This window comes from Mycobacterium basiliense (genome assembly GCF_900292015.1).
GTDB lineage: Bacteria > Actinomycetota > Actinomycetes > Mycobacteriales > Mycobacteriaceae > Mycobacterium > Mycobacterium basiliense.
Genome location: NZ_LR130759.1, coordinates 1,862,303 through 1,888,599 on the forward strand (window position 1 = coordinate 1,862,303; position 26,297 = coordinate 1,888,599).

The following is a 26,297-nucleotide window of genomic DNA, read 5'->3' on the forward strand; positions in this document are numbered from 1 at the left end:
GGGGGAGTGAGCGAAGGCATTCTCGAGGAGTTCGACGACTACCTGGCGCTGCAATGTGGCCGCTCGGCACACACCCGTCGTGCCTACCTGGGTGATCTGCGCTCGCTGTTTGCGTTTCTCGCCGAACGCGGAGCAGGCCTGGACGCGCTGAACCTGCCGCTGCTGCGGTCATGGCTGGCCGCTGCCGCGGGCGCCGGCGCCGCGCGCACGACGCTGGCCCGTCGCACCTCGGCGGTCAAAGCTTTCACCGACTGGGCCACCCGGCGTGGTCTGTTGTCCACCGATCCTGCGACCCGGTTGCAGATACCCAAGGCCCATCGCACGCTGCCCGCTGTGCTGCGCCAGGATCAGGCCTGCGCGGCGATGACCGCCGCGAAGCTAGGCGCCGAGCAGGGTGATCCGCTGGCGCTGCGGGACCGGCTGATCGTGGAGCTGCTGTACGCCACCGGGATCCGGGTGAGCGAACTGTGCGGTCTAGACGTCGATGACGTCGACACCACGCATCGGCTGGTGCGTGTCCTCGGCAAGGGCAACAAGCAGCGCACCGCCCCCTTCGGTCAGCCCGCCGCCGAGGCGTTGCAAACCTGGCTGGCGAAGGGGCGTCCCGCGCTGGTCACGGCGGAGTCCGGGTCGGCATTGCTGCTGGGCGCGCGCGGTCGCCGACTCGATGTGCGGCAAGCGCGCACCGTGGTGCACCAGACCGTCGCCGCGGTGGACGGCGCACCCGACATGGGCCCGCACGGGCTGCGCCACAGCGCGGCCACGCACCTACTCGAGGGTGGGGCCGACCTGAGGGTTGTCCAGGAGCTGCTGGGACATTCCAGCCTGGCGACCACCCAGCTCTACACCCACGTCGCGGTTGCCCGGTTGCGGGCCGTGCACGATCAAGCCCATCCGCGCGCCTAACCGCATCAACCGGACAGCGGTTTGAGCCGGACCGGGGTGGACCTCAGCAGGCCGAGCGGGTCGACGTAATCGGCCGCCGACGCCGCACCCCACATCGCGCCCCAATGCAGACACGCTGGCGCTGGGCAACCCGGGTGTCCGGCCACCAATTCGCCCAGTGGAGCGCCGGCTGCTACCGGCTGACCGGCCCGAACGATGGCTCGAACCGGCTCGTAGCTGGTGTGCAAGCCACCCGGATGGGCCAACGAAACGACCGGACGTCCGGCCAGCATTCCGGCGAACACCACGGTCGCGTCGCCCGGGGCGTACACCTGCTCACCAGGTGCGCCGGCCAGGTCGACGCCGCGATGGCCGGGCCGCCAGTTCGGCGTTGGGGCGGCGAACCCGCGCAACACGGCAGGTGGCGGACGTAGCGGCCAGTCCAGGCGTTCACCGGAGGCGTGCGCCGGCGCAGCGCACAGCACCATCAGGGACAGCAGCATCGACCACAACACGAGTCCAGTTCAGCGGGGAACCGGGGGCGCCGACACCCCGTCGCATCGATTTGTGGAGCGGTCGCCAGCTGTGGAGCCGCCGTGGTAAGGACGCCCGTGGGATCGGTGTAAACTGCTCGTCGCAGCTCGTTTCTACGGGCTGACTTCGCGTGTCTGCATCGCGACCCGGTAGTTCAGGGATCCGCAACAGCATGCCGAGCGGTCCCGGCCCGGTGGTCCCCTTTGGGGGATTTCTCCGGAACGGGTTCGGCATCGCAGCAGACGCCAGGGCCCGGCGTCACCCGACGTCTGGCAGACAACCGACAACTAAGGACATCGGCTCACTATGGCTGTTGTGACCATGAAACAGCTGCTCGACAGCGGCACCCACTTCGGGCATCAGACCCGTCGCTGGAACCCCAAGATGAAGCGGTTCATCTTCACCGACCGCAATGGCATCTACATCATCGACCTGCAGCAGACGCTGACCTTCATCGATAAGGCGTACGAGTTCGTCAAAGAAACCGTCGCCCACGGAGGCACCGTACTGTTTGTCGGCACCAAGAAGCAGGCGCAAGAATCCGTCGCAGCCGAAGCGACCCGGGTCGGCATGCCATATGTGAACCAACGTTGGCTGGGTGGCATGCTCACCAACTTTTCCACCGTGCACAAGCGGCTGCAGCGTCTCAAGGAACTCGAGGCAATGGAGCAGACGGGCGGCTTCGAGGGACGGACCAAGAAGGAGATTCTGGGCCTGACCCGGGAGAAGAACAAGTTGGAGCGGTCTCTGGGCGGTATCAGGGACATGGCGAAGGTGCCATCGGCGATTTGGGTGGTCGACACCAACAAAGAGCACATCGCCGTCGGCGAGGCCCGCAAACTCGGCATCCCGGTGATAGCCATCCTGGACACCAACTGCGACCCCGACGAGGTCGACTACCCGATCCCGGGCAACGACGACGCGATCCGCTCGGCGGCGTTGCTGACCAAAGTGATCGCCTCCGCGGTCGCCGAGGGCCTACAAGCCCGCGCCGGCCAGGGCCGCGGCGACGGTAAACCAGAGGCGGAAGCCGGCGAACCGCTGGCCGAATGGGAACAGGAGCTGCTGGCCTCCGCAACAGCCGCAACTGCTACAGCTAATGCCAGCGCACCGACCGACGCCGTCGCCGGCGCCGGCGAACCAACCACAGATGCATCCTAGGAAAGGCTGAAATGGCGAACTTCACCGCTGCCGACGTCAAGCGACTGCGGGAGCTGACCGGTGCCGGCATGCTCGCTTGCAAAAACGCGCTGGCCGAATCCGACGGTGACTTCGACAAAGCCGTCGAGGCGCTGCGGATCAAGGGCGCCAAGGATGTGGGTAAGCGCGCGGAGCGCGCGACAGCCGAGGGTCTGGTCGCGGCCAAGGACGGTGCGCTTATCGAGTTGAACTGCGAGACGGACTTCGTCGCCAAGAACGCGGAGTTCCAGAAGCTGGCCGATGAGATCGTCGCAGCCGCGGTTGCCGCCAAGGCCGTCGACGTCGATGCCCTCAAAGCCGCGAGCGCCGGTGACCAGACCGTCGAACAGGCGATCGCGGAACTGTCGGCCAAAATCGGCGAGAAGCTGGAATTGCGGCGCGTCGCGATCTTCGACGGCACCGTGGAAACCTATCTCCACCGTCGGTCGGCCGATCTGCCGCCGGCGGTCGGGGTGTTAGTCGAGTACACCGGCGGCTCGGCTGGCGCAGCAAAAGAGGCGGCGCACGCGGTGGCCCTGCAGATCGCCGCGCTCAAGGCCCGCTACCTGTCCCGCGACGAGGTGCCAGCAGACGTCGTGGCCAGCGAACGCCGCATCGCAGAGGAGACCGCTAAGGCCGAGGGCAAGCCGGAGCAGGCGCTGCCGAAGATCATCGAGGGCCGGTTGAACGGCTTCTTCAAGGATGCCGTGCTGCTCGAACAGCCCTCGGTGTCCGACAGCAAGAAGACCGTCAAGGCGTTGCTGGACGAGTCCGGTGTCAGCGTGACCCGATTCGTTCGGTTCGAGGTGGGGCAGGCCTAACTCGGCTAGCGTCGAAGCATGGCCCGTGTACACGCTTTTGGCGACGATGTCCTGGGTGATCTCGATGCCGTCGGTCTTGCTGATGCCATCAACTCTGGCCAGCTGACCGCGGCCGAGGTCGCCGAGGCCGCCATAGCGCGCACCGAAGCGGTCAATTCTCAGCTCAACGGTCTGGCGCATGCGGCCTTCGACGCGGCGCGAAACGCGGCTCGGACCCGGCGGCCTAGTCAGGGCGGTGCCTTCTTCGGCGGAGTGCCGAGCTACATCAAGGACAACGTCGACGTCAACGGGTTACCGACGATGCGTGGGACCGACGCGTGGGCGCCGCGTCACGCCGGCACCGACAGCGAGATCACTCGGGTGCTGCGGTCGACCGGATTGATCGAGCTCGGTAAGACGCAGATGTCGGAGTTCGGGTTCAGCGCTGCCGCGGAGCATCCCCGGCTGGGCCCGGTCCGTAACCCGTGGAACACCGAGCACACCGCGGGCGCCTCTTCGTCGGGATCGGCGGCGTTCGTCGCCGCGGGCGTGGTTCCGATCGCGCACGCCAACGACGGCGGTGGTTCGATCCGGATTCCGGCGTCGTGTAACGGGTTGGTCGGGCTCAAGCCAACGCGCGGACGGCTGCCGCTAGATCCAGAGCTACGCCGAATGCCGGTCGTCATCGCCGCCAATGGCGTGCTGACTCGATCCGTGCGGGATACCGCGGCCCTCTACCGCGAGGTCGAGCGCAACTGGCGGCCCACCGGGCTGCCGCCCATCGGGGACGTCACCGGGCCCAGCAAGCAGCGGCTGCGGATTGCCGTGTTGACCCGCTCGGTCGACCAGGAGTGCGGCCCGGAGATGCGTGCATTGACGCTGAAGACAGCCGGACTCCTCGAGGAGCTGGGACATCACGTCGAACACGTCGAGGAATTGCCCGTACCCACGACGTTGCCCGATGACTTCGTCCTGTACTGGGGGATGCTGGCGTGGGCGCAGGTGCGTATCGGCCGACTGGCCTTCGGCAAGAGTTTCGATCGCACCCGGCTGGACAGCCTGACGTTGGGGTTGGCCCGACATGGTGCCCGCAACGCCCTGCGGTTGCCCGCGGCGATCGCGCGGTTGCGCCGCGTCCGGCGGCACACCGCGCGATTCTTTGACACCTACGATGCGGTGCTGACTCCCACGCTGGCAGACGCACCGCCCCCGATTGGATACCTCTCGCCCACCGATTACCACCAGGTCATCGATCGGCTGCGCAGGTGGGTCACCTTCACCCCGCTGCACAACGTCACTGGGGAGCCGGCGATATCGCTGCCGCTGGCCCAATCCGCGGAGGGGCTGCCCGTGGGCATGATGCTGGCCGCCGATCTCGGGCGCGAAGCGCGGCTGTTGGAGCTGGCCTACGAACTCGAAGAGGCCCGACCCTGGGCGCGCATACATGTCTGACCAGCTACCCGGCACCCTGCTTGGTGGCGCTCGTTAGCCCGATCCCAGCTTTGTGAGCATCCGCTTGAATTCCCGTTGCTGAGCCGTTGTCAGCTTCGCGAGGATACGTGCATCGGCGCCCAGCACCACCGCCTCCGCGCGCTTGAGCAAGGCTCGCCCGGGAGTGGTCAGGGTGGCCGGCAAGGCACGCCCGGACGACACCGACGTTGGCCGGGCGACGGCGTCGATCTCTTCGAGTTTGCGCAGCACCGTGTTCATTGCTTGCGGAGTGACATTGGTTTGCCGGGCCAGTTCGGCGCTGGAAAGCCCGGGTGACAGCGACAGCAACCGCAAACAGACGAATTCGGGCAGGGTGAGACCGAGCGGACCCAGCGCCGCGGACACCTCGGGCCGCAGCACAGCCGCTACCCGATAGAGCAGAAAGCCCAGCGGAGCGTCTTCGACCTGGCCCATGTCAATGATCTTGACATATGCCGGACGCGCCGGCGGATTATGAGCGATCAGGCCAGGGCCGTGGTCGGTGGCGGAGTCGCCACCGGGGCGCTGTCACTCATGTCGACGATGTTGTGTTGCTTTGGGGTTGGTGGTCGCCGGAGTCAAAGGAATGTTCGCCCAGAGGATCTGTTGGGGCTATGACCGTGAGTGCGCCGGTGTCGGGGTGCACTGAACAGGTGCTGCTGTCGACGTCACGGACGGCAATAAGCCCGGAAAGTGTCGCCGAGACGTCGTGGCGCTGTTGGTCTCCGGCCGCAACCATGTCCGGCACCGTGACGTGCAGCAGCCGGGGGGTGGTGGCCAGGTCGAAGTGGAACGCCCTCGCCATGGCATAGCACGCCAACACCATGACGATTGAGAATGGCAGGGCGGTGGCGATCGACGCGGTGCGCAACGCCGTCAACGACCCCGCGCCGCCAATCAGCAACAAAACGGCGGCCGCCACCCCCTCTAACACCGCCCAGTAGACCCGCGTCAGTTTGGGCGGGTCCAGGTCGCCGCCCGCTGACAAGATGTCGATGACCAACGAACCAGAGTCCGATGACGTGACGAAGAAGAACACGATCACCACCACCGCCAGCAGGCTGGTGATGACCCCGATGGGTAGGCCGCCGAGCAGCTGGAATAGCGATGTGTTCGTGTCTACCGCTCCGTTGACTAGCAGGTCTCCGTTGTTGCGTTGCCGCAGCACCGCCGAGTCGCCGAAGATGGTGAACCACAATGAGGCGATCACGGTGGGGACCAGCAGCACGGCCCCGATGAACTCCCGGATCGTGCGTCCTCGCGAAATCCGTGCGATGAACATTCCGACAAACGGGGCCCAGCTGATCCACCAGCCCCAATAGAAGATGGTCCAGTCGGCGAGCCAGCCGTCGTGCGAGAACGGCGCGGTGCGCAGCATGAATTGCGGAAATGATTGGACGTAGCCGCCAAGATTCTGCACCCACGATTGCAGTAAGAACAGCGTCGGCCCAAGCACCAGGACGAAGGCGGCCAAAGCGGCGGCGAGCGCCATGTTGATGTTCGACAGCCACTTCAATCCTCTGCCGAGCCCGCTGACCACCGACGCCGTCGCGGTGGCGGTGATGACCGCGATCATGCCGACCATCCACCAGTTGTTCACCCGGATCCAACCGAGATATTCCAGCCCGGACGCGATCTGAGTGATACCGAAACCCAGCGATGTGGCGACACCGAAAAGCGTTCCGACGATGGCGATGACGTCGACAGCGTGCCCCAACACGCCCTCGACACGGCGCCGGCCCAGGACCGGCTCCAGCAGCCAGCGCACCGACAAGGGGCGGCCCCTGCGATAGGTCATGTACGCCAGCCCGAGGCCCACCAGCACGTAGATCGCCCAGGCGTGCAGACCCCAATGGAACATGGTCAGCGCCATTGCCTGATTGGCCGCCGCGTCCGTGTGTGCGGGCACACCAGATGCCTGCGGTGGATGCACGTAGTGGCTCAGCGGCTCGGCCACACTGTAGAACACCAATCCGATACCCATACCGGCGCTAAACAGCATGGCCAGCCAGGGCCAGAAACTGAACTCGGGTACCTCATCGTCGCCGCCCAGTCGAATGGTGCCGACCTGGGAGAAACCGCAGTAGAGCGCGAATACCACAAAACCGGTGGTCACCAGGATGTACCACCATCCGACGCCGTCGGTGATCGCGGCGTTGAGCCGGCCGAACGCGTCTTGAGCGGTCTGCGCGTACACGACGGAAACGGCGATCATGGCGATGATCACCAGTGACGCAGGAATGAAGACCGCGGGCTTAACGCTCCGCCAGGCATGAACCACAACGTTCGGACCACTCCGGCCGTTCGTCGGCGTGGCAGGCAACGCCATCACACTCCCATCTCGCCGCGTCCGGGGGACGGGCACCGTGCCGCTGCTAGTACGAATCGACACTAACGAATGGCCGTCTCGACCGGCTGGTGACCGCTGATTTGCTGTTTTAGGCGAAGCTGCAGTGGTTACAGATACACAGGGCGCTCGCTACCGGGAGGCGATGGGGCCGCGCTGGTTGATCGGCCATCGGATTTGCCGCAGTGATTCCTAGGATGCCGGGTCTGACCCGCAACGACACGGGGTATCGACTTCGTCACGGGCGCGGCGACCCCGAGCTGCTGGACGCAGCGTTGAAGTGGATTTGCTACCCCACGTTGGGGAGAAAGTAGAGATGAATATGGCCAGGAGACCTTGGTTGCGTCGGTTGATGATCGCCGGCGTTGCGGCCATGGCGTTACCGGGATTGACCGGGACGGTTGGGGGTATAGCCCCTGCGCGCGCGGCACAGCCCGAATTCCTGCACGTGCCGTCGGCGTCGATGGGGCGAGATATCACCGTCGAGTTCCAGCAAGGAGGCGCGTCGGCGGTTTACCTGCTGGACGGCTTACGTGCCCGCGACGATCGCAGCGGTTGGGACATCGAAACCAACGCGTTCGATGAGTACCTGGGTTCGGGTATGTCGGTGGTCGCACCGGTCGGCGGCCGGTCCAGCTTCTACGCCGACTGGTATGGGCCGGCCAACAACGCCGGTGGCCCCGTGACCTACAAGTGGGAGACCTTCCTGACCAGCGAGCTACCGAACTACCTGGCGGGCCGTGGTGTGCGGACGACCCGCAACGCTGTCGTCGGGGTGTCCATGTCGGGGTCCTCGGCGTTGATATTGGCCGCCTACCACCCCCAGCAGTTCGCCTTCGCGGCCTCGCTGTCGGCGTTGCTGACGCCCTCCAGCGGGCAAGGGCCCATGCTGATTGGGCTGGCCATGAACGACGAGGGCGGCTTCAATCCGCAAGACATGTGGGGACCCACCGGAGGTCCTGGATGGCAGCGCAACGATCCCACCGTCCAGGCCGGAAGGCTGGCTGGTAACAACACCCGCCTGTGGGTGTACAGCGGCAACGGCACACCCTCGGAGATCGGCGAGGGCAGCATTCCGGGTCAGGTCATCGAGCAGATGATCTTGAACAGCAATGTGGCCTTCCGGGATGCATACGTGGCGGCCGGAGGGCACAACGCGACGTTCAATATCGACAACAACGGAGTGCACAGTTGGGGCTACTGGAACGCGCAGTTGGTGGCCATGATGCCCGACATGCAGCAGACACTCGGCGCCACCGGTGGTGCGGCGTCCTGAGTTCGGCCGAGCCATACGGTGGAAGCGGTGCAAAGTGATACCGCTGTCACTAAGCGGTGAGTGCATGAGTGCCGCTTAGTTGGACTCAGGTGGGCTCCTTGATCGGTTCTGAATGAACCGGCTCTGCAGCGGCGTGCTGGGCGCGTGACGTCACGCCGGTGAGTTTGAGCAGCGGCGCTGTCATCGACGTCGTCACCAGAGCCATCACCACCATGAGCGAGTAGAGCGGCTGGTCGATTACCTGCAGTTCGAGGCCGACGGTGAGGATGACGATCTCGGTGAGGCCCCGGGCGTTCATCAACGCGGCCAACGCAGACGAGTCGCGTTTGGTCATCCGCATCATGCGGGCGCCCAGATACGTTCCCAACAGCTTGCCGGCCACCGCCACCGCGATGATCGCTGCGAGTTCGGCCAGACCCCATCCGCCGATCGCATCGAGATCGACCCGCATCCCGGACACCACGAAGAACGCCGGTAGAAACAAGACGCTGACAGCCCGAACGCCGTTCATGTCGACCGGACGTGTACGCGGAAATGCGACGCCGAACAGAAAGGCGCCAAAAATGTAGTGCAGACCAATCCACTCGGTCATCGCACCGCAGGCCAGGGACCCGGCTACCGCCGCCAGCAGTGACCCGCCCGCTCTGTCGGTGGGCAAACGCATCAACAACGGGCGTACCAAGAACCGAAGGCCGGCGATGAGCGGCACCAGGAGAAGCAAACGCCACTGATCATCGATTCGGGCCTGCACGATTCCGATCACAATCGCCAGAACGCACCAGGCGACAAGGTCGTCAATGGCCGAACAAGCAAGACCCAATTGGCCGAGCTTGCCTTTCAGCATCCCGTTGTCATGCAGGATGCGCGCCAAGACCGGAAACGCCGTCACCGAGATCGCGGCGCCGAGGAATAGGACAAACCCGATCTCGCTGACGGTTTCATGGCGGGCCAGCAGCACGACTGCGAGTGCGCACCCCAGCAGAAACGGCAGACTGTAGGCGAACAGCGACACGGTGAGCACAAGGCGGCGGCCGTTGTTCAACAGGCCGCGGTCGAGTTCTAGCCCGGCGCCAAACATGAAGACGACGACACCGATCGCAGCAAAAACCTGCAAATATGGGCGCACCTCGGCGGGAAAGATCACGTCGGACACCGCTCCGTCAAGAACTGTGGGACCCGCCAAAATGCCGACCGTGATCTCGCCGACGACTGCTGGTTGACCGCAGCGTTCGGCGACCCGACCAAACAGCCTTGCCAGAACTACGATCAATGCCAAATCGGCCATCAGTACAGCAACTTGGTGGTTTGACATCGTCTCCCTTGTCGACAGAGCTGCCGCATTGTAGACCACGCCCCTGGAGGCCAGCTCGGCAGCGAAGCAGTTCGAAGTCCGCCGACCTACGACAGCCCTGATCACCACCCGGCCGCATGCAGGCGGCATCGGGGTGGTTGGTCTGTGCCGGCTGCGGTTTCGCCGACCTGCGTGTGATTCACCACCAGCCCTGCGGCCAGTGCGCGGATTGGCATTGTCACATCGTCGGTGGGGATGCGACGCCGCCTGCCGGGGCAGTGCGAATGATACTGCGGCAGCAAATGAAGGCGGATAGTTCGTGCAGGTTGCGCACATGAGTCGGGCAATTCGGGATGCGGCGTGGTTTGAGCTAGCCGTCGTCGGGCAATTCGACAACGAGCGGTTAGCTCAAGGCATAAACCGCATTGAACGACACGGAAGAGAGGGGATAAACGTGAAGTTCACGAAGACCACTGTGAAGACGGCCATTGGTGCCGCGGGAATAGCGGCGGTGAGCGTTTTCGGCGCAGCGACGGCGTTTGCCGCACCGCCGACAATCCAGAGTTTCGGCACCAGCGAACGACTGGTGGATGGGCCGATGATTACCTCGTACACGGTGGGTAATCTGCAGCCCGCAAACGTCAATATCCCGGGTTACGTCCCGCAAGGCGAGCTTTATTCGGCGGAGATCACGGCTAGGTCAGTAACTGGAACCGTGACGCCCTTGGTATCCAGCTTCAACGCCCGGGCGGCCAACGGTGAGACCTACGGTGTAGTCAACGAAGTTCCCGTTCCCGGCGGCCTCAACCCGGCGCCAATCGCGCAGGGCGACAGCCAAAGCGGGACGCTGTACTTCGATGTGACCGGTCCGCCGCCAAACGGCGTGGTCTACAACGACGGCGTGCAAGACGTTTTGATTTGGACCAGCAACATCGAGTCATAGGCCCGTCGGCAGTCGCCATGCCAATGGTGCCGAGCCTCCCCGCGTCCTACCTACGACGCGGGGAGGCTCGCATCTGTGGGTCCCTGGGGACCAGACCCGTCTGCGTTGAGCATGGCTCGATCGGGTACTCCGCTCCTATGAGTGCAAGCGATGCCAGGCCGGAGGAGCTACGCGAACAGGCCGAGCGCTATGCCGACGAGGCCCAAGCGAAAATGGCGGACGAGCGCGAAAAGCGGGTTGACGGGATCGGCGGTTGGGTGGCCAGCCGAGCCGGCGAGTGGGATCTGCATAGTCAGGACGAAAACACACTGCACCGGCACAAATTCTTCTGGAACCTGCTCGTCGATTACTGGTTCCGGATGGAGATAGACGGCTGGGAAAACATTCCCGAACCCCCGACGCTTCTGATCGGTATTCACTCCGGTGCCCCCTTCGTCTGGGACGCCTGGACGGTGGGTCTGCAATGGTGGCGGCGGTTTGGACCCGAGCGGCCGTTGCACGGCACGGCCCACGATGTGCTTATGGCGATTCCGGGTATCGGGCGGTATTTCCGGTCGATGGGGGTGCTTCCCGCCGCCCCGGATGCGATCGCTACGGCCTTGGCGAAGGGGCGTGACGTGGCGTTGTGGCCCGGTGGCGAGGTGGACTCGTTGCGGCCCTGGACCGAACGCGATCGCGCCAACCTGGCCGGGCGGAAGGGTTTTGTCAGGACGGCGATCCGAGCCGGGGTGCCGATCGTGCCGATCGCGACGGTGGGAGGCGCCGACGCCATGCCGGTGCTGATCCGCGGTGACCGGCTGGCGCGGCTGTTACAACTGGACCGGTTGGCCAGGCTCAAGGTGTTCCCCTTGGCCATTTCGCTGCCCTGGGGTGTCGCTCCCGCCGCCATTCCGCAGCTACCGCTGCCCGCCAAGATCAGAACGCGTTTCATGCCCGCGATCGACGTCGATCACGATCCCGCCCGCGCCGACGACGACGCCTACGTCAACGCCAAGTACCAGCAGGTCGAGGACACCATTCAACGGGGCATGGACGCGTTGACGCGCAAGCGCGCCCTACCGCTGTTCGGGTGACTATTGAGCGTGACTCTATTGAGCAGACTATTGAGCAATGGTCTCGCCGGCGCCCGTCGATAAGACCTTTCTGGGCGGCTCGCTGACAATCCACCGCGGCTGCGGGGGTGTCATGGCCATGTAACCCACACCGCGGACGGTATCGACGGTTGATCCGTACTGGGCTCCCAGCTTGGCCCGGAGCCGGCGCACGTGTACGTCGACCGTGCGCACGCGACTGTTGGAGTCATAACCCCACACCTCGTGCATCAGCCGGGTGCGGGAGAATGCTCGCCCGGCGTACTGGACGAGGAAAAAGAGCAGTTTGAATTCGGTCAGCGTCAGCCCCAGGTCCTGGCCGCCCAGCTTCGCCGTGTAATTGGCGGGATTTAGAGCGAGATCGCCGAATTCAAGGGTGCCCTCGAGGGCGGCGCGTCGACGCGTGATCGCTAGCCGCAATCGTGCCTGTAGCTCGGCCGGGCCCGCCGCGGCAAGCAAGACATCGTCAAAGTGCCAATCAATGTCAACCTCGACGACGTCGGCGGGAGCTACCACGGCAACCACCGCGAGGGCCGGTGCGGTGGCAGTCAGCCTTCGGCATGCTCGGCGCGCGGCGGCCAGGTCGGTGCGGGCGTCGATCACTGCGACATCGGCTGAGCGCAGGCTTTCGGGGCCGTAGGCATCCAGCGGCGCGCGGTGCACCGCCTGCGCGAACGAATCCAACTGAGGTAGCGCAGTTTCGAAGTCGGCTTCGTTGCTCAACAGCAGTACTTCCAACAGGCCTCTCCAACCCCTCGCGAGGGCCCAACCACCCCCTACCAGCGCCAACTATGCCGCCCGTCAGAAACCGCTGGGGAAATGGCTGGATACCCGGTTGGCGGCAAATTTATGCCAACCAGCTGTCTTTGGTTTGCGATCGTGTCTGCAATCGGTGGGCCCGGTCCGTGTCCGGACCGGGCCCACCTTTCCATCAAGTTCAGCAAGCTGCCGTTGACCCTGATGCTGCGACCGCACCGGCCGCATTCCCGTGGCGCGGGTCGCCCAAACATCGTCATACGGGATTGGTTCGGTTGCTACGGGCGCGGTCGCAGTGCTGGGGAACCCAGGCCTATCCGGACGCGACGTCATCTCGCAATCAGAGCCGCGGCTTGGCGTACCGGTGCGCGACCGAGGGCGGTCCGTCGCGGGAAAGTGTGCGCGTTTGCGGCTGAGCTGGACGGGAGGCGTCCACCCCCGGCTACCTCTCGGCCGTGCGATGAGGCAGGATGTGAGATGCCGTCCCGGGTGGTTGCCGGGATGGCACTCTCATGCGAGGAGTCATATGACGGAGTCCGATGTCGCCGGCGCGGCGACTCCGAAGCCGGAGTCGACAAGCACCAACGGCGTAGCGGCATCTCCAGGTTCGGGTTCTGCGGCGGGTCCCGGGTCGAGCCCGACATCGAAGTACAAGCGGGTACTGCTCAAGCTTGGTGGTGAGATGTTCGGCGGCGGTCAGGTCGGGTTGGATCCCGACGTCGTGGCCCAGGTTGCGCGTCAGATCGCCGAGGTGGTTCGCGGCGGGGTCCAGGTGGCCGTCGTTATCGGCGGTGGCAACTTCTTCCGCGGTGCACAACTTCAGCAGCGCGGCATGGAGCGCACCCGATCGGACTACATGGGAATGCTGGGCACCGTGATGAACAGTCTTGCGCTGCAAGACTTTCTCGAACAGGAAGGCATCGTTACCCGCGTCCAGACCGCGATCACCATGGGGCAGGTCGCCGAGCCCTATCTCCCGCTGCGTGCGGTCCGTCACCTGGAGAAGGGGCGAGTGGTTATATTCGGCGCCGGTATGGGGTTGCCGTACTTCTCCACGGACACAACGGCAGCGCAGCGTGCGCTCGAGATCGGCGCGGACGTGGTGTTGATGGCCAAGGCCGTCGATGGAGTGTTCGCCGAGGACCCACGCGAGAATCCGCACGCCGAATTGCTCACCGTGATCAGCCATCGAGAGGTCATTGACAGGGGGCTGCGGGTTGCCGACGCCACCGCTTTCAGTCTGTGTATGGACAATGGCATGCCGATTCTGGTCTTCAACCTGCTGACCAATGGCAATATCGCCCGTGCGGTCGCTGGTGAGAAGATCGGAACGCTGGTCACCACCTAAGGGGAAGACGCGATGATCCACGCTTGCGACGACGCAGGGCGCAGCGATGAGCAGGAGCGGCGCAAATGATCGATGAGGCTCTCCTCGATGCCGAGGAAAAAATGGAGAAGGCCGTCGCGGTGGCCCGTGATGATTTGGCAACGATCCGGACCGGCCGCGCCAACCCGGGAATGTTTTCCCGGGTGGTGATTGACTACTACGGCACCAATACCCCGATCACTCAGTTGGCCAGCATCAATGTGCCCGAGGCTCGGCTGGTCGTGATCAAGCCGTACGAAGCCAATCAGCTGCACGCCATCGAGACCGCGATTCGCAACTCCGACCTGGGGGTGAACCCCACCAACGATGGCACCGTTATTCGGGTGGCCGTACCGCAGCTGACCGAGGAACGTCGACGCGAGCTGGTCAAGCAGGCCAAGCACAAGGGAGAGGAAGCCCGGGTCTCGGTGCGTAACATCCGTCGCAAAGCGATGGAAGAACTGCACCGCATCCGCAAGGACGGTGAAGCCGGCGAGGACGACGTTGTGCGTGCGGAGAAGGACCTCGACAAGACCACCCATCAGTATGTCGCCCAGATCGACGAGCTGGTCAAACACAAAGAAGGCGAGCTGCTGGAGGTCTAGCGACCGCTCAGTAGCCAAGGCTGTTTAGTTCTGTGACAACCACCGATGCTGGCGCCGGAACCCCGGCCGACGAGCCAGTGCACGGGTCCAAGAAGACATCGCGGGCCGGACGCGATCTGCCCGCGGCAATCGCGGTTGGGCTGAGCATTGGTTTGTCCCTGGTGGCGATCCTGCAGCTCTATCCGCGTGGCTGGGTGGGAGTCTGCGCGTTGGCGATGGTAATTGCCAGCCACGAGGTGGTGCGGCGACTGCGCGAGGCCGGGTATTTGATTCCGGTCGTCCCCTTGCTGGTGGGTGGGCAGGTCACCATCTGGCTGACGTGGCCATATGGTGCGGTCGGCGCGTTGGCGGGCTTCGGTGCCATGGTGGTGGTGTGCATGATCTGGCGCCTATTCATGCGCGACGGCCGGTCGGACAACGTCCCCGGAGCCAGCGCCCAGGGTGCGTCACCGCCGGGAAACTATTTGCGCGACGTATCGGCCACCGTTTTTCTGGCCACCTGGGTGGTGTTGTTCGGCTCGTTTGCCGCGATGCTGGTCTACCCGAAGAACGGAGCGGGCTGGGTCTATTGCATGATGATCGCGGTCATCGCTTCCGACGTCGGCGGCTACGCGGTGGGCGTGCTGTTCGGCAAACATCCGATGGTTCCCGCGATCAGTCCGAAGAAATCCTGGGAGGGATTCGCTGGCTCGTTGCTGTGCGGGATGATCGCGACAACGATCACCGGGACCTTCCTGGCCGGCAAAGCGCCCTGGGTCGGTGCCCTGCTGGGGGTGCTGTTCGTACTGACCACCACACTGGGCGACTTGGTGGAATCGCAGGTGAAGCGCGACCTCAGCATCAAGGACATGGGGCGCCTGCTGCCCGGCCACGGTGGTCTCATGGATCGGTTGGACGGTGTGCTTCCGTCCGCGGTGGCGGCCTGGATAGTGCTGACGCTGCTGCCTTAGGCAGACCTGGCACGCGCGATACTGGACAGATCATGGTCCAAGAATTGGTTTTCGAGGCTCCCCGCCGCGGCCAGCCGCCGCGCCACCTGGCCGATCTAGACGCTGCCGGGCGCGCATCGGCGGTGGCCGAACTGGGCCTGCCGGCTTTTCGAGCCAAGCAGCTTGCACATCAGTACTACGGCCGGCTGATCGCCGATCCGCGTCAGATGACCGACCTTCCGGCCGTTGTTCGTGACCAGATCGCTGAAACGATGTTCCCGAAGCTGCTGACCGCGGCGCGGGAAGTCACCTGCGACGCCGGCCAGACCCGGAAGACGCTGTGGCGGGCCATCGATGGAGCCACCGTTGAGTCGGTGCTGATGCGCTACCCGCAGCGCAATACGGTCTGTATCTCGTCGCAGGCCGGCTGTGGCATGGCGTGCCCTTTTTGCGCCACCGGCCAGGGTGGCTTGACCCGCAATCTTTCGACCGCAGAGATCGTCGAACAGGTGCGTGCCGGTGCGGCGGCGCTGCGAGATGACTTCGGCGACCGGCTGTCCAACGTGGTTTTCATGGGGATGGGGGAGCCGCTGGCCAATTTCGCGCGGGTGCTGGCCGCGGTCCGGCGCATCACCGAACCGCCGCCATCTGGTTTTGGTATCTCGGCCCGCTCGGTGACGGTGTCGACGGTCGGTCTGGCCCCGGCGATCCGCAAGCTGGCGGACGAACACCTCGGCGTGACGCTGGCGTTGTCGTTGCACGCGCCCGACGACGAACTGCGTGACACGCTGGTACCGGTCAACAATCGGTGGAAAATCGGTGAGGCGCTTGATGCCGCTCGCTATTACGCCGACGTGACCGGTCGGCGGGTATCGGTGGAGTACGCGTTGATCCGTGACGTCAATGACCAACCCTGGCGGGCCGACCTGCTGGGCAGGCGGCTGCATCGAGCGCTTGGTCGGCTGGTCCATGTGAACCTCATCCCGCTTAACCCGACCCCGGGCAGCGACTGGGATGCCAGCCCTAAGCCAGTGGAACGCCAGTTTGTCAAACGAATTCGTGCACAAGGGGTTTCGTGCACTGTCCGAGACACCCGCGGCCGCGAGATCAGCGCCGCCTGCGGACAGCTGGCCGCCGGAGGCGGGTAGCTGGAGCGCGGGCGAGTGGGGTGGTGCCTGCGGACAGCTGGCCGCCGGAGGCGGGTAGCTGGAGCGCGGGCGAGTGGGGTGGTGCCTGCGGACAGCTGGCCGCCGGAGGCGGGTAGCTGGAGCGCGGGCGAGTGGGGTGGTGCCTGCGGACAGCTGGCCGCCGGAGGCGGGTAGCTGGAGCGCGGGCGAGTGGGACGAGTGGGATGGTGAACCACCACGGCGCCTATTTCGTCATCATGGCAAACACGAGTGGATGAGGTGTGCCATGAGTTTTCGTCTGATGTCCCCGATCGCGGCGCTTTCCGCGTTGACGGTGGCCAGCGTCGCCGCGGTCCTTCTGATGTTCGGTGTGGCCCCCACGCCACGCGCCGTAGCCGCCGATGAGCGTCTCAATTTCGCCGCGACCACCCTCAGCGGTGCTCCCTTCGACGGGGCCAGCCTGCAGGGTAAGCCGGCGGTGTTGTGGTTCTGGACGCCATGGTGCCCGTTCTGTAACGCCGAGGCGCCTGGCCTCAGTCAGGTGGCGGCGGCAAATCCGGGGGTCACTTTCGTCGGCGTCGCTGCGCATTCGGATGTGGGCGCCATGCAGGGTTTCGTGTCCAAGTACGGCTTGAACTTCACCAATCTCAATGATGCTGATGGTGCGATATGGGCCCGCTATAACGTGCCCTGGCAGCCGGCGTGGGTGTTCTACCGTGCCGACGGTTCGTCGACGTTCGTCAACAACCCCACCGCAGCCATGTCCCAGCAAGAGCTGTCCGGTCGGGTCGCGGCCCTGTCGTCCTAGCCGGTGAACCAGCCTCTGGTCGGTTTGGCCTTCGCCGCCGGTTTGGTGGCTGCAGTGAACCCGTGCGGTTTTGCCTTGCTGCCGGCCTATCTGCTGTTGGTGGTGCGCGGGCAGCGCACCGTCGAGCAGCAAACGATTTCGCCGATCGGCGCCGTCGGCCGGGCGCTGGCGGCCACCGTAGGGATGGCACTTGGGTTTGTGACGGTGTTCGGTGCCTTCGCCGCGCTCACCATCTCGGCTGCGACGACGGTGCAGCGCTACCTGCCTTACGTGACAATTTTGATCGGCATCATGCTGACCGTGCTCGGTGTTTGGCTGTTGTTGGGGCGCGAGCTGGCGATGCTGACACCCCGACCGTTCGGTCCACGCTGGGCGCCGACGGCACGGTTGGGTTCCATGTATGGATATGGCGTCAGTTATGCGATCGCCTCGCTGTCGTGCACCGTCGGCCCGTTTCTTGCGGTCACCGGCGCTGGTCTGCGAGCGGGCTCGACGTTGGGCAGCGTGGCAATCTACGTGGCCTACACCGCGGGTTTCACCCTGGTCGTCGGAGTTCTTGCGATTGCCGCCGCGACCGCGAGTTCGGCGCTGGCCGACCGATTGCGCCGCATGCTGCCGATGGTCAACCGCCTCAGTGGTGGATTGCTAATCCTGGTCGGGCTGTATGTCGCCTACTACGGCTGGTATGAGGTACGGCTGATCGCTGGCCGGCTGGCAGATCCGCGGGACGGGGTGATCGGGGCGGCCGGGCGCCTCCAAGGTGTGTTGGCTGGCTGGGTTCACCAGCACGGCACGTGGCCGTGGGCGGTGCTGCTGATCGTCTTGGTAATCGCCGCGTTGGTCGCCAGTTGGCTCCGGCGCGCTCGGCGCCGCTCGGCGCAATCCGGCGATGACACCATCTTCGCACCAAAGTGCAGTTGAGGTGACATCATAATGGTGTCACAATGACACCATGGATCTGCAGCCCTATGTCGACGCGGTGCGTCATGAACTGAATCTGGCTGCGGCGGCTGCGGGAGCCGATGCGCAACAGTTGGCCGGCCGGTTGAGCGCTCCGCTGGAGTCGGCGATGCGGCTGGCCCTGCTGGAAGCGTTGTCGGCGGCCGCGGAGGAGATCAGCGGCGAACTCGCGCCGCGGTCGGTGGAGGTCCGGCTGCGGGGTCGGGATCCGGAGTTCGTCGTCAGCGCCGCGCTCGACGAACCCGCTTTCGACATCTTGGAAACCACCGAAGGCGATGCAGACACCATGGCCGGCTACGACCACGACGGTGGCATCTGGCGGGTGACGTTGCGTCTCCCCGAGGGATTGCGGGCAGGTGTAGAGGCGGCGGCGCGCCAAGATGGATCGTCGCTAAACGCTTGGCTGGTGCGCGCCGCGGCCGGGGCCAGTCAGCGCGCCGGCCGGGCCGGCCGCAAAGGTGCCCACCACGTGACCGGTTGGGTGCGCTGACTTCATTCACCAGAGGAGATTAGGATGCCGACATTTGAGACCCCCGAACCGATCAGCGTGCGCATCGAAGCCGGCACCGGGTCGGTCCGCCTACTTGCCACCGATCGGATCGACACCGTCGTTGAGGTGCGCCCTCGCGATGAGTCGTCCAGCTCGGATGTTTGGGCGGCCGAGCATGTCCGCGTCGAATGTGGCGACGGCAAGCTGCTCGTTTCCGGCCCCAAGCGCGGCCTGCCCCGGTTTGGTGTCGGAGTCGTCGACGTCAAGATTGCGCTGCCGTCCCGATCGCGGGTGTCCGCGTCGCTCGCGTCGGCCGCTATGAGCGCCGAAGGCGAGTTCACCGATTTCCGGTTTGCGTCGGGTAGCGGGAACATCGAGGTCGACCGGGTGAGCGGAAAACTCAAGGCGGCCAACGCCTCCGGGTCGGTCGCCGTGCATACGGTCGCCGGCTACGCGTCGGTGACAAACGCTTCGGGCGCGGTCCGCATCGACAGCCTCGACGGTGACGCCAGGGTCAAAGCCGCCAGCGGGGCGCTCACCGTCGGGACTCTGCGCGGCAACCTGAAGGCACGGACGGCAGCTGGATCGGTGACGGTCGCGGCCGCCGTTTGCGGCTCGGTGCTAGTGCACACTGGCAGCGGTGGGGTAGCGGTGGGGGTCGTCGAAGGCACTGCGGTGCGGCTAGACCTCGTCACCGGATCCGGCGTTGTCACCAATCTGTTGACGCCGACCGACGGCCCCGCGACGGGTGATCAGACCCTCGTCCTACGGGTACGCAGCGCGTCCGCTGATATTGACATTCATCGGGCGAGCCCGGCGCCCCATGCCGTTGTCGGGTAGCGGCTATCTGATCCAACCGCGCCGTCGGCCCCACAGGTCTCTTACCAGGACGAACAACGCCAGTGCGGCAAACCCGATCAGAAACCAGTCTTCGACATGGCCGACGTGATTGCCTCGCAGCATCGCCAGCAGGAATCCGAAAATGAAGAACCCGACAATATGCCAGGTGCGGTAGTTGATCCGGCTCCATCCCCAGCCCGCGGACGGCACCTCAGCGGTGTCGACGGCGAGCGGTTCCACCTCAGTACTGGCCACAGCGGTTCCTCCGGATCGGATTGGCTTCTGCACGGTTTCGGGCTGCTTCAGGCGGGAATGTCCCGAATATTCTGGCACATCCCTGCGGGGCGCAGATCGGGGTCGCCGGCTTGCCGCCAATCCGGCCGGAGGTTCCGCGAGCGGAACATTTCGTTCCGGCAGGTAGTGGCACCTACATGGGCGGCATCAGCACCGTGTCGATCATGTACACCTGGGCGTTGGCCGTTTGAACGCCGCCGCAGACGACAGCGGCGTCGCCGACCTCGAGGCTGTTGCCGGAACCCGTCACGGTCACCGAAGCGCCCTCAACGGTGGCGTGTGTGCCGACAACCTGCGCTGGGCTCAGCTGCCCGGGCACCACGTGGTAGGTGAGGATCTTCTTCAACAGTGGTGCGTCGGTCTTCAACGAGTCGATCGTTGCGGCGTCGAGCTTGCCGAACGCATCATTGGTGGGCGCGAAAACCGTGAATTGGCCGCCGTTGAGGGTGTCCACCAGGTTCACCTGGGGGTTGAGTCGGCCCGACAGCGCTGAGGTCAACGTGGTCAGCATCGGGTTGTTCGACGCGGCCACCGCGACCGGGTCGGCCGCCATCCCGGCCACCGACCCAGGGCCGGTGGGCACTTCCTGGGCGTATGCAGCGCAGCCAGGGCCTACCAGGGCGCCGGTGGGGCTGGCCACCGCTGTCGGTGCCGAGGCCATCGCAAGACCGACCGCGGCCGCCGCCGCGAAACTGATTGCTGGATTGTGAAATTTCATCGCCGAGAGCTCCTTCGTTTGTTGGGTGGTTCTTTGACTGTGATTCGGAGCCGCAGCAATTTTGGATTGGTGCCACAGCGATTAGGTGGCTAACCATAGGTGAACGAATAGATCTGCAACCCTTTGCTGGGGTGCACCTCGATCGTGGCGCGCGCCACCCGGTCACCCGCCACGATTTGGTGCGATGTGGGTGCGCCGCTGATCGGCAGTGTCGTCGGCTTGCCGTCCCGCGTCACGGTGATCGTCCCGGTGCCGCCGATCACCAGATACACGTTCTGGGCGAGGTAGTTGAGTTCGATACGGCAGTCGCCGCCGTCCGCGGTGGCGCCTTCGTAGTCCAGTGACCACGGACCTTTCAGGGCGAAGGTGTCCGGTGGCAGTGTTGGCGGAAAGCTGAACGTCGCCGAACCTGCCTCGTAGTCCGCCCCGCCGGCGAAGTTGACCATCTTGCCGACACCAAAGTACGTCTCGGGGGTTAGCTGTCGTGCGGGCGTGGTGTCGGCGGCGCCCACCGGTGGCGGCAACGCGGCACCGCGACGGGCACCCGAACCGGCGTCGACGAGCAACTGCCTGATCAGGTTTTCCGTGCCGTCGTAGTCACCCTCGCCGAAGTCGATATGGCGCACAATGCCATTGGCGTCGATTAGGTACTCGGCGGGCCAGTACGCGTTGCGGTAATTCGTCCAGGTGGAATAGTTGTTGTCCAGCGCAATCGGATACGTGATGCCCAGATCGGCGGCGCCGACCGCCACGTTTTCCGGGATTTTTTCGAAGGCGTATTCGGGGGTGTGAACGCCAATCACTTCGAAGCCGGTATCCCGATAGGCCCGATACCAGCCAACGACGTGGGGAACGGCGCGTTGGCAATTGATGCAGGAATACGCCCAGAAGTCGACCAACACCACCTTGCCCCGCAGCGATCTCAGATCAAGCGGTGCGTTTCCCGGTGTGTTGAGCCAGCCGGTGGTGCCCCTGATATCGGGTGCGGGTCCGCAGTCCTCCAGCCGTGCGGCGCCATTGGTGCAGTTGGATAGCTGGGCGTTCTGGTCGGTGACGAGGCCGCCGAGATTGAGGCTTTGCCGGATCCGTTCATCGCCGCCGATCTTGTCCTGCAATGCGTGGGTGTAGTCGGGGATGGCCCGTTGCAGCACCGCGGGCAGGTTGAACACCAACGCCACCGCCAGCAGAATCGTCACGATGCCTGCGGTGACCCGAATCTCGCGCTGGCGACGGCGAAACGCGGTCAACCGCTCGGCGGCCTCCCGACCGGCCAGCGCGAGGAACAGCAACGGCAACGCGGCGCCGACGGCGAATGAGCACGTGAGCACCACGGTGTTGAGACCGATTTGCGAGGTGGCCCCGGCCAGGATGATCGCGGTGAGCACCGGCCCCGCGCAGGGAACGTAGAGGACCCCCAGCGCCAGGCCGAGGCCGAACCCGCTGCCGCGGGTCTTGATGTGTTTTTGCGGGATGCGGGCAAACGGCCGCTCCAGCAGCTGCTCGAACCTCGGAACGATCAATCCCAGTCCGATGGCCACCAGCGCGACCAACGCGATCCATCGCAGCGTGTCCTGGCGCAGGTGCAACAGCGAGAGCAGTGCCGAACCGGCGAGGGTCACCGCGCTGAAGCTCACTACCAAGCCGGCGATCACCCGATAAGGACGGGAGGTCTGCGCGCTCGGGTCCGCCGCCGGGGTGTCCTGCCGGCCGGCCCGGGCGCCGGAGAAGAAGATCACCGGCAGCACCGGCAGGATGCACGGGGATATCCCGGTGATCAGGCCGCCGATGAAGCCGACGAGTGCGAGCGTGACCATGCCCACTATTCGAAGCTACGACGGTCTTGGATCGTTCTGTTTGGTCAACGCGTGGACGCCGACGGGGCCAACGCGAACCCCATCGGTGCCGGGCGGGGCACAATGAGGTGGTGACTTACCCGACCGACGGGCACACCGACGGCCGTCTGCGCGTATTGGTGCTGGGCAGCACCGGTTCCATCGGTAGGCAGGCGCTGGAGCTCATCGCCAGCAATCCGGACCGCTTCGAGGTGGTCGGCCTGGCTGCCGGGGGCGCGAACCTTGACACGTTGCTGCGGCAACGCGCCGAGACCGGGGTGGCCAATATCGCGATCGCTGACGAGCGGGCGGCGCAGCTGGCTGGCGATATCCCATTTCACGGCGACGATGCCGTTACCCGGCTTGTGGAGGAGACCGAAGCCGACGTCGTCCTCAACGCGCTGGTGGGCGCGTTGGGTCTGCGACCGACGCTGGCCGCGCTGAACTCGGGTGCCCGGCTGGCCCTGGCGAACAAGGAATCACTGGTCGCCGGTGGTCCGCTGGTGTTGCGGGCCGCGCGGCCCGGCCAGATCGTCCCGGTGGACTCCGAGCATTCCGCGCTGGCCCAGTGTCTGCGTGGCGGTACCCCCGACGAGGTCGCCAAGTTGGTGTTGACCGCCTCCGGGGGACCATTCCGCGGCTGGTCGGCCGCCGATCTTGAGCGGGTGACCGCCGAGCAGGCGGGCGCGCATCCGACCTGGTCGATGGGTCCGATGAACACGCTGAACTCGGCGTCGCTGGTCAACAAGGGGCTTGAACTCATCGAGACGCACCTGTTGTTCGGCATCCCTTATGAGCGCATCGAGGTCGTGGTGCATCCGCAGTCGATTGTTCATTCGATGGTCACCTTTATCGACGGCTCGACCATCGCCCAGGCCAGTCCGCCGGACATGAAGCTGCCCATTTCGTTGGCGCTGGGTTGGCCACGGCGGGTACCCGGCGCGGCCACCTGCTGCGACTTCCGCCAGGCCCAGACATGGGAGTTCGAACCGTTGGACTCCGACGTTTTCCCGGCGGTGGAGCTGGCCCGGCGTGCCGGCGAAGCCGGCGGCTGTCTGACCGCCGTCTACAACGCCGCCAACGAAGAAGCCGCGGCGGCGTTCTTCGCCGGCCGGATCGGCTTTCCCGCCATCGTGGGAACCGTCGCCGAGGTGTTGCACGTCGCCGACCAATGGGGCGCGCCACCCGCTACCGTGGATGATGTACTCGACGCGCAACGCTGGGCGCGAGAGCGGGCCCAGCGCGCGATCACAGCGGCAAGCTCAGCAAAGGTTTCCGGAATGGCGTGAGAAAGGTCCTGACCGCCTGATGATGTTCGTTATCGGCATTGTGTTGTTCGCACTTGCCATTCTGATCTCGGTGGCGCTGCACGAGTGCGGCCACATGTGGGCGGCGCGCGCCACCGGAATGAAGGTGCGCCGCTATTTTGTGGGCTTCGGTCCCACGCTGTGGTCGACTCGCCGCGGTGAAACCGAGTACGGCGTCAAGGCCATTCCTGCCGGTGGGTTTTGCGACATCGCCGGGATGACTCCGGTCGAAGACCTCGAGCCCGACGAACTTGACCGCGCCATGTACAAGCAGGCGACCTGGAAACGGGTCGCGGTGCTATTCGCCGGGCCCGGCATGAACTTCGTCATCTGCCTGGTGCTGATCTATGCCATCGCGGTGGTTTGGGGACTGCCGAACCTGCACCCGCCCACTCAGGCGGTGATTGGCGAAACGGGCTGTGTCGCACCGGAAATCGCGCAGGGCAAGCTTGCAGAGTGCACGGGACCCGGGCCTGCCGCGCTTGCCGGACTTCGGTCTGGTGATGTCGTGGTCAAGGTAGGTGACACCCCGGTGTCGACGTTCGACGAGATGGCCGCGGCGATACGCAAGTTGCACGGTACTGTTCCGATCGTCGTCGAGCGGGACGGCAGGAAGGTCACGGCCAACGTGGCCATCGAGTCCACCCGGCGGTGGGTTCCCAACGCGCAGGGTAGCCAGCTTGAGCCCGCTACCGTTGGTGCCATCGGTGTGGCTGCGGCACAGTTGGGGCCCACGCACTACGGTGTGTTTTCCGCGCTGCCCGCGACGTTCGCCTTCGCCGGCGATCTGACGGTTGAGGTGGGCAAGGCGCTGGTTACCATCCCCACCAAGGTCGGTGCACTGGTGCACGCCATCGGCGGCGGACAACGTGATCCGCAAACGCCGATCAGTGTGGTCGGTGCCAGCATCATCGGCGGCGACACCGTCGATCACGGGCTGTGGGTGGCGTTCTGGTTCTTCCTTGCGCAACTGAATCTCATACTCGGCGCGATTAACCTGCTGCCCCTGCTGCCTTTCGACGGCGGACATATCGCCGTCGCGGTATTCGAGAAGATCCGCAACATGATCCGTTCGGCCCGCGGCTTGGTGGCCGCGGCACCGGTGAACTACCTCAAGCTGATGCCGGCCACCTATATCGTTTTGGTGTTCGTCATCGGATACATGCTGTTGACCGTCACCGCTGACCTGGTCAATCCGATCAGGCTGTTCCAGTAACCCAACCACAGAGAAGGGGTTCCCGTGACCATTGGCCTGGGCATGCCGCAGCCTCCGGCGCCCACGCTTTCCCCGCGGCGCAGTACGCGTCAATTGATGGTCCGCGATGTCGGGGTCGGTAGTGACCATCCGATCTCGGTGCAATCGATGTGTACCACCAAGACGCATGACGTCAACTCGACGTTGCAGCAGATCGCCGAGTTGACGGCCGCGGGCTGCGACATCGTCCGAGTAGCATGCCCTCGCCAGGAGGATGCCGATGCGTTGGGCGAGATCGCCCGGCACAGCCAAATTCCGGTGATCGCCGACATCCATTTCCAGCCGAAGTACATCTTCGCGGCGATCGACGCCGGGTGTGCCGCGGTGCGGGTGAACCCCGGCAACATCAAGGAGTTCGACGGGCGGGTGGGCGAGGTCGCCAAGGCGGCCGCTGCCGCCGGCATCCCCATCCGCATCGGCGTCAATGCCGGGTCGCTGGACAAGCGGTTCCTGCAAAAGTACGGCAAGGCCACGCCCGAGGCGCTGGTCGAGTCGGCGTTGTGGGAGGCCTCGCTGTTCGAGGAGCATGGCTTCGGCGACATCAAGATCAGCGTCAAGCACAACGACCCGGTGATCATGGTGAGCGCCTACGAGCAGCTGGCGTCGCAGTGCGACTATCCCCTGCACCTCGGGGTCACCGAGGCCGGCCCCGCTTTCCAGGGCACCATCAAGTCCGCGGTCGCCTTCGGCGCGCTGTTGTCCAGGGGCATCGGTGACACGATTCGGGTGTCCTTGTCGGCCCCTCCGGTCGAGGAAGTCAAGGTCGGCAACCAAATCCTGGAATCGCTGAACCTGCGGCCGCGGTCGCTCGAGATCGTGTCCTGCCCGTCGTGCGGTCGCGCCCAGGTCGATGTCTACACGCTGGCCAATGAGGTGACCGCCGGCCTGGATGGCCTCGAGGTGCCGTTGCGGGTGGCGGTGATGGGTTGTGTGGTCAACGGCCCAGGGGAAGCGCGGGAGGCCGATTTGGGCGTTGCCTCCGGTAATGGAAAAGGCCAGATCTTTGTCCGGGGTGAAGTGATCAAGACCGTGCCCGAGGCGCAGATCGTCGAGACGTTGATCGAGGAGGCATTGCGGCTGGCCTCCGAGATGGGCTCGCAAGAGGGCGAGCATGATCCGGGCACGACATCGAGCGGTTCGCCTATTGTGACCGTAAGCTAAAAGTGGCCAAACGCACCGGCGGTCAATCGCACC

At 65.1% G+C, this 26,297-nt stretch carries 25 protein-coding genes and 1 pseudogene; 18 read left to right on the top strand and 8 right to left on the bottom strand.

All coding sequences use genetic code 11. The features are described from left to right. Window positions 1-6 precede the first annotated feature (6 nt). A complete protein-coding gene (locus tag MB901379_RS07870) occupies window positions 7-906 on the top strand; it encodes a tyrosine recombinase XerC (protein ID WP_158016104.1) in 900 nt (299 codons plus the stop codon). Window positions 907-917: 11 nt separating this feature from the next. Here MB901379_RS07870 and MB901379_RS07875 read toward each other — a convergent pair. Next, window positions 918-1,361: pseudogene (locus tag MB901379_RS07875) on the bottom strand (murein hydrolase activator EnvC family protein); the annotation flags it as partial. A 364-nt stretch (window positions 1,362-1,725) separates the two neighbouring features. On the opposite strand from MB901379_RS07875, the gene rpsB reads away from it, so the two are divergent. Genes rpsB through MB901379_RS07890 form a run of 3 tightly spaced genes read left to right on the top strand, consistent with a single transcriptional unit; the run spans window position 1,726 to window position 4,850 of the window. Beyond that, window positions 1,726-2,580 (top strand): 30S ribosomal protein S2, encoded by an 855-nt coding sequence (rpsB, locus tag MB901379_RS07880; RefSeq protein ID WP_158016105.1) that lies wholly within the window; start codon window positions 1,726-1,728, stop codon window positions 2,578-2,580. 11 nt (window positions 2,581-2,591) lie between these two features. Next, a complete protein-coding gene (gene tsf, locus MB901379_RS07885; protein ID WP_158016106.1) occupies window positions 2,592-3,419 on the top strand; it encodes a translation elongation factor Ts in 828 nt (275 codons plus the stop codon). Window positions 3,420-3,437: 18 nt separating this feature from the next. Then, window positions 3,438-4,850, top strand: coding sequence for an amidase (locus MB901379_RS07890; RefSeq protein ID WP_158016107.1), 1,413 nt, complete (start codon window positions 3,438-3,440; stop codon window positions 4,848-4,850). Between the two features lie 33 nt (window positions 4,851-4,883). Here the strand turns inward: MB901379_RS07890 and MB901379_RS07895 are convergent, their stop codons facing one another. After that, window positions 4,884-5,303, bottom strand: a complete 420-nt coding sequence (locus tag MB901379_RS07895; protein WP_158016108.1) for a MarR family winged helix-turn-helix transcriptional regulator — start codon at window positions 5,301-5,303, stop codon at window positions 4,884-4,886. Window positions 5,304-5,400: 97 nt separating this feature from the next. Next, complete coding sequence (locus MB901379_RS07900) at window positions 5,401-7,197, bottom strand: BCCT family transporter (RefSeq protein ID WP_158016109.1); 1,797 nt, start codon at window positions 7,195-7,197, stop codon at window positions 5,401-5,403. Between the two features lie 334 nt (window positions 7,198-7,531). On the opposite strand from MB901379_RS07900, the gene MB901379_RS07905 reads away from it, so the two are divergent. Next, window positions 7,532-8,491: an esterase family protein gene (locus MB901379_RS07905; RefSeq protein ID WP_174237079.1), complete on the top strand. Its 960-nt coding sequence runs from the start codon at window positions 7,532-7,534 to the stop codon at window positions 8,489-8,491. Between the two features lie 85 nt (window positions 8,492-8,576). Here the strand turns inward: MB901379_RS07905 and MB901379_RS07910 are convergent, their stop codons facing one another. Then, window positions 8,577-9,803: a cation:proton antiporter gene (locus MB901379_RS07910; RefSeq protein ID WP_232022017.1), complete on the bottom strand. Its 1,227-nt coding sequence runs from the start codon at window positions 9,801-9,803 to the stop codon at window positions 8,577-8,579. 433 nt (window positions 9,804-10,236) lie between these two features. Here MB901379_RS07910 and MB901379_RS07915 point away from each other — a divergent pair, with 433 nt between their 5' ends. Then, window positions 10,237-10,725: an MPT63 family protein gene (locus tag MB901379_RS07915; RefSeq protein WP_158016112.1), complete on the top strand. Its 489-nt coding sequence runs from the start codon at window positions 10,237-10,239 to the stop codon at window positions 10,723-10,725. A gap of 137 nt (window positions 10,726-10,862) precedes the next feature. After that, window positions 10,863-11,798, top strand: coding sequence for a lysophospholipid acyltransferase family protein (locus tag MB901379_RS07920; RefSeq protein WP_158016113.1), 936 nt, complete (start codon window positions 10,863-10,865; stop codon window positions 11,796-11,798). Between the two features lie 27 nt (window positions 11,799-11,825). Here MB901379_RS07920 and MB901379_RS07925 read toward each other — a convergent pair whose 3' ends face one another. After that, window positions 11,826-12,554 (bottom strand): winged helix-turn-helix domain-containing protein, encoded by a 729-nt coding sequence (locus MB901379_RS07925; RefSeq protein WP_158016114.1) that lies wholly within the window; start codon window positions 12,552-12,554, stop codon window positions 11,826-11,828. A gap of 544 nt (window positions 12,555-13,098) precedes the next feature. Between MB901379_RS07925 and pyrH the strand changes: the two genes are divergently transcribed. The 8 genes from pyrH (at window position 13,099) to MB901379_RS07965 (ending at window position 19,697) form a co-directional block, all read left to right on the top strand. Then, a complete protein-coding gene (gene pyrH / locus MB901379_RS07930; RefSeq protein WP_158016115.1) occupies window positions 13,099-13,920 on the top strand; it encodes a UMP kinase in 822 nt (273 codons plus the stop codon). A 65-nt stretch (window positions 13,921-13,985) separates the two neighbouring features. Next, entirely contained in the window at window positions 13,986-14,543 is a 558-nt protein-coding gene (gene frr, locus MB901379_RS07935; RefSeq protein WP_158016116.1) for a ribosome recycling factor, read from the top strand. A 32-nt stretch (window positions 14,544-14,575) separates the two neighbouring features. Then, window positions 14,576-15,493: a phosphatidate cytidylyltransferase gene (locus MB901379_RS07940; protein ID WP_158016117.1), complete on the top strand. Its 918-nt coding sequence runs from the start codon at window positions 14,576-14,578 to the stop codon at window positions 15,491-15,493. Between the two features lie 32 nt (window positions 15,494-15,525). Next, window positions 15,526-16,620, top strand: coding sequence for a 23S rRNA (adenine(2503)-C(2))-methyltransferase RlmN (gene rlmN / locus MB901379_RS07945; RefSeq protein ID WP_158016118.1), 1,095 nt, complete (start codon window positions 15,526-15,528; stop codon window positions 16,618-16,620). A gap of 265 nt (window positions 16,621-16,885) precedes the next feature. Further along, the gene (locus tag MB901379_RS07950; RefSeq protein WP_158016119.1) at window positions 16,886-17,407 is read left to right on the top strand and encodes a protein disulfide oxidoreductase; all 522 of its coding nucleotides are present in this window, start codon (window positions 16,886-16,888) and stop codon (window positions 17,405-17,407) included. Between the two features lie 3 nt (window positions 17,408-17,410). Then, entirely contained in the window at window positions 17,411-18,328 is a 918-nt protein-coding gene (locus MB901379_RS07955; RefSeq protein WP_158016120.1) for a cytochrome c biogenesis CcdA family protein, read from the top strand. Between the two features lie 31 nt (window positions 18,329-18,359). Continuing rightward, the gene (locus tag MB901379_RS07960; protein WP_158016121.1) at window positions 18,360-18,857 is read left to right on the top strand and encodes a histidine kinase; all 498 of its coding nucleotides are present in this window, start codon (window positions 18,360-18,362) and stop codon (window positions 18,855-18,857) included. A gap of 24 nt (window positions 18,858-18,881) precedes the next feature. Continuing rightward, a complete protein-coding gene (locus tag MB901379_RS07965; protein WP_158016122.1) occupies window positions 18,882-19,697 on the top strand; it encodes a DUF4097 family beta strand repeat-containing protein in 816 nt (271 codons plus the stop codon). A 3-nt stretch (window positions 19,698-19,700) separates the two neighbouring features. Here the strand turns inward: MB901379_RS07965 and MB901379_RS07970 are convergent, their stop codons facing one another. The 3 genes from MB901379_RS07970 to MB901379_RS07980 form a co-directional block, all read right to left on the bottom strand. Further along, complete coding sequence (locus MB901379_RS07970) at window positions 19,701-19,952, bottom strand: DUF2631 domain-containing protein (protein ID WP_158016123.1); 252 nt, start codon at window positions 19,950-19,952, stop codon at window positions 19,701-19,703. A 172-nt stretch (window positions 19,953-20,124) separates the two neighbouring features. Beyond that, window positions 20,125-20,709, bottom strand: coding sequence for a fasciclin domain-containing protein (locus tag MB901379_RS07975; RefSeq protein WP_158016124.1), 585 nt, complete (start codon window positions 20,707-20,709; stop codon window positions 20,125-20,127). A gap of 89 nt (window positions 20,710-20,798) precedes the next feature. After that, window positions 20,799-22,523, bottom strand: coding sequence for a cytochrome c biogenesis protein DipZ (locus MB901379_RS07980; protein ID WP_158019029.1), 1,725 nt, complete (start codon window positions 22,521-22,523; stop codon window positions 20,799-20,801). A gap of 110 nt (window positions 22,524-22,633) precedes the next feature. Here MB901379_RS07980 and dxr point away from each other — a divergent pair, with 110 nt between their 5' ends. Genes dxr through ispG form a run of 3 tightly spaced genes read left to right on the top strand, consistent with a single transcriptional unit; the run spans window position 22,634 to window position 26,264 of the window. Continuing rightward, window positions 22,634-23,830, top strand: a complete 1,197-nt coding sequence (dxr, locus tag MB901379_RS07985) for a 1-deoxy-D-xylulose-5-phosphate reductoisomerase (protein ID WP_158016125.1) — start codon at window positions 22,634-22,636, stop codon at window positions 23,828-23,830. Window positions 23,831-23,849: 19 nt separating this feature from the next. Beyond that, on the top strand, window positions 23,850-25,064 hold the full coding sequence (locus MB901379_RS07990) for a M50 family metallopeptidase (protein WP_158016126.1): 1,215 nt from the start codon (window positions 23,850-23,852) through the stop codon (window positions 25,062-25,064). 24 nt (window positions 25,065-25,088) lie between these two features. After that, window positions 25,089-26,264, top strand: coding sequence for a flavodoxin-dependent (E)-4-hydroxy-3-methylbut-2-enyl-diphosphate synthase (gene ispG / locus MB901379_RS07995; protein WP_158016127.1), 1,176 nt, complete (start codon window positions 25,089-25,091; stop codon window positions 26,262-26,264). Window positions 26,265-26,297: the final 33 nt, after the last annotated feature.

Excerpts from the sequence above, each read along its gene's own strand:
- MB901379_RS07975 (WP_158016124.1), bottom strand. The coding sequence starts at position 20,709 with ATGAAATTTCACAATCCAGCAATCAGTTTCGCGGCGGCGGCCGCGGTC.
- MB901379_RS07910 (WP_232022017.1), bottom strand. The coding sequence starts at position 9,803 with ATGTCAAACCACCAAGTTGCTGTACTGATGGCCGATTTGGCATTGATC.
- MB901379_RS07990 (WP_158016126.1), top strand. The coding sequence starts at position 23,850 with ATGATGTTCGTTATCGGCATTGTGTTGTTCGCACTTGCCATTCTGATC.
- MB901379_RS07980 (WP_158019029.1), bottom strand. The coding sequence starts at position 22,523 with ATGGTCACGCTCGCACTCGTCGGCTTCATCGGCGGCCTGATCACCGGG.
- MB901379_RS07895 (WP_158016108.1), bottom strand. The coding sequence starts at position 5,303 with ATGGGCCAGGTCGAAGACGCTCCGCTGGGCTTTCTGCTCTATCGGGTA.
- MB901379_RS07950 (WP_158016119.1), top strand. The coding sequence starts at position 16,886 with ATGAGTTTTCGTCTGATGTCCCCGATCGCGGCGCTTTCCGCGTTGACG.
- MB901379_RS07905 (WP_174237079.1), top strand. The coding sequence starts at position 7,532 with ATGAATATGGCCAGGAGACCTTGGTTGCGTCGGTTGATGATCGCCGGC.
- MB901379_RS07965 (WP_158016122.1), top strand. The coding sequence starts at position 18,882 with ATGCCGACATTTGAGACCCCCGAACCGATCAGCGTGCGCATCGAAGCC.
- MB901379_RS07960 (WP_158016121.1), top strand. The coding sequence starts at position 18,360 with ATGGATCTGCAGCCCTATGTCGACGCGGTGCGTCATGAACTGAATCTG.
- MB901379_RS07920 (WP_158016113.1), top strand. The coding sequence starts at position 10,863 with ATGAGTGCAAGCGATGCCAGGCCGGAGGAGCTACGCGAACAGGCCGAG.
- MB901379_RS07890 (WP_158016107.1), top strand. The coding sequence starts at position 3,438 with ATGGCCCGTGTACACGCTTTTGGCGACGATGTCCTGGGTGATCTCGAT.
- rlmN (WP_158016118.1), top strand. The coding sequence starts at position 15,526 with ATGGTCCAAGAATTGGTTTTCGAGGCTCCCCGCCGCGGCCAGCCGCCG.
- MB901379_RS07900 (WP_158016109.1), bottom strand. The coding sequence starts at position 7,197 with ATGGCGTTGCCTGCCACGCCGACGAACGGCCGGAGTGGTCCGAACGTT.
- tsf (WP_158016106.1), top strand. The coding sequence starts at position 2,592 with ATGGCGAACTTCACCGCTGCCGACGTCAAGCGACTGCGGGAGCTGACC.
- rpsB (WP_158016105.1), top strand. The coding sequence starts at position 1,726 with ATGGCTGTTGTGACCATGAAACAGCTGCTCGACAGCGGCACCCACTTC.
- pyrH (WP_158016115.1), top strand. The coding sequence starts at position 13,099 with ATGACGGAGTCCGATGTCGCCGGCGCGGCGACTCCGAAGCCGGAGTCG.
- frr (WP_158016116.1), top strand. The coding sequence starts at position 13,986 with ATGATCGATGAGGCTCTCCTCGATGCCGAGGAAAAAATGGAGAAGGCC.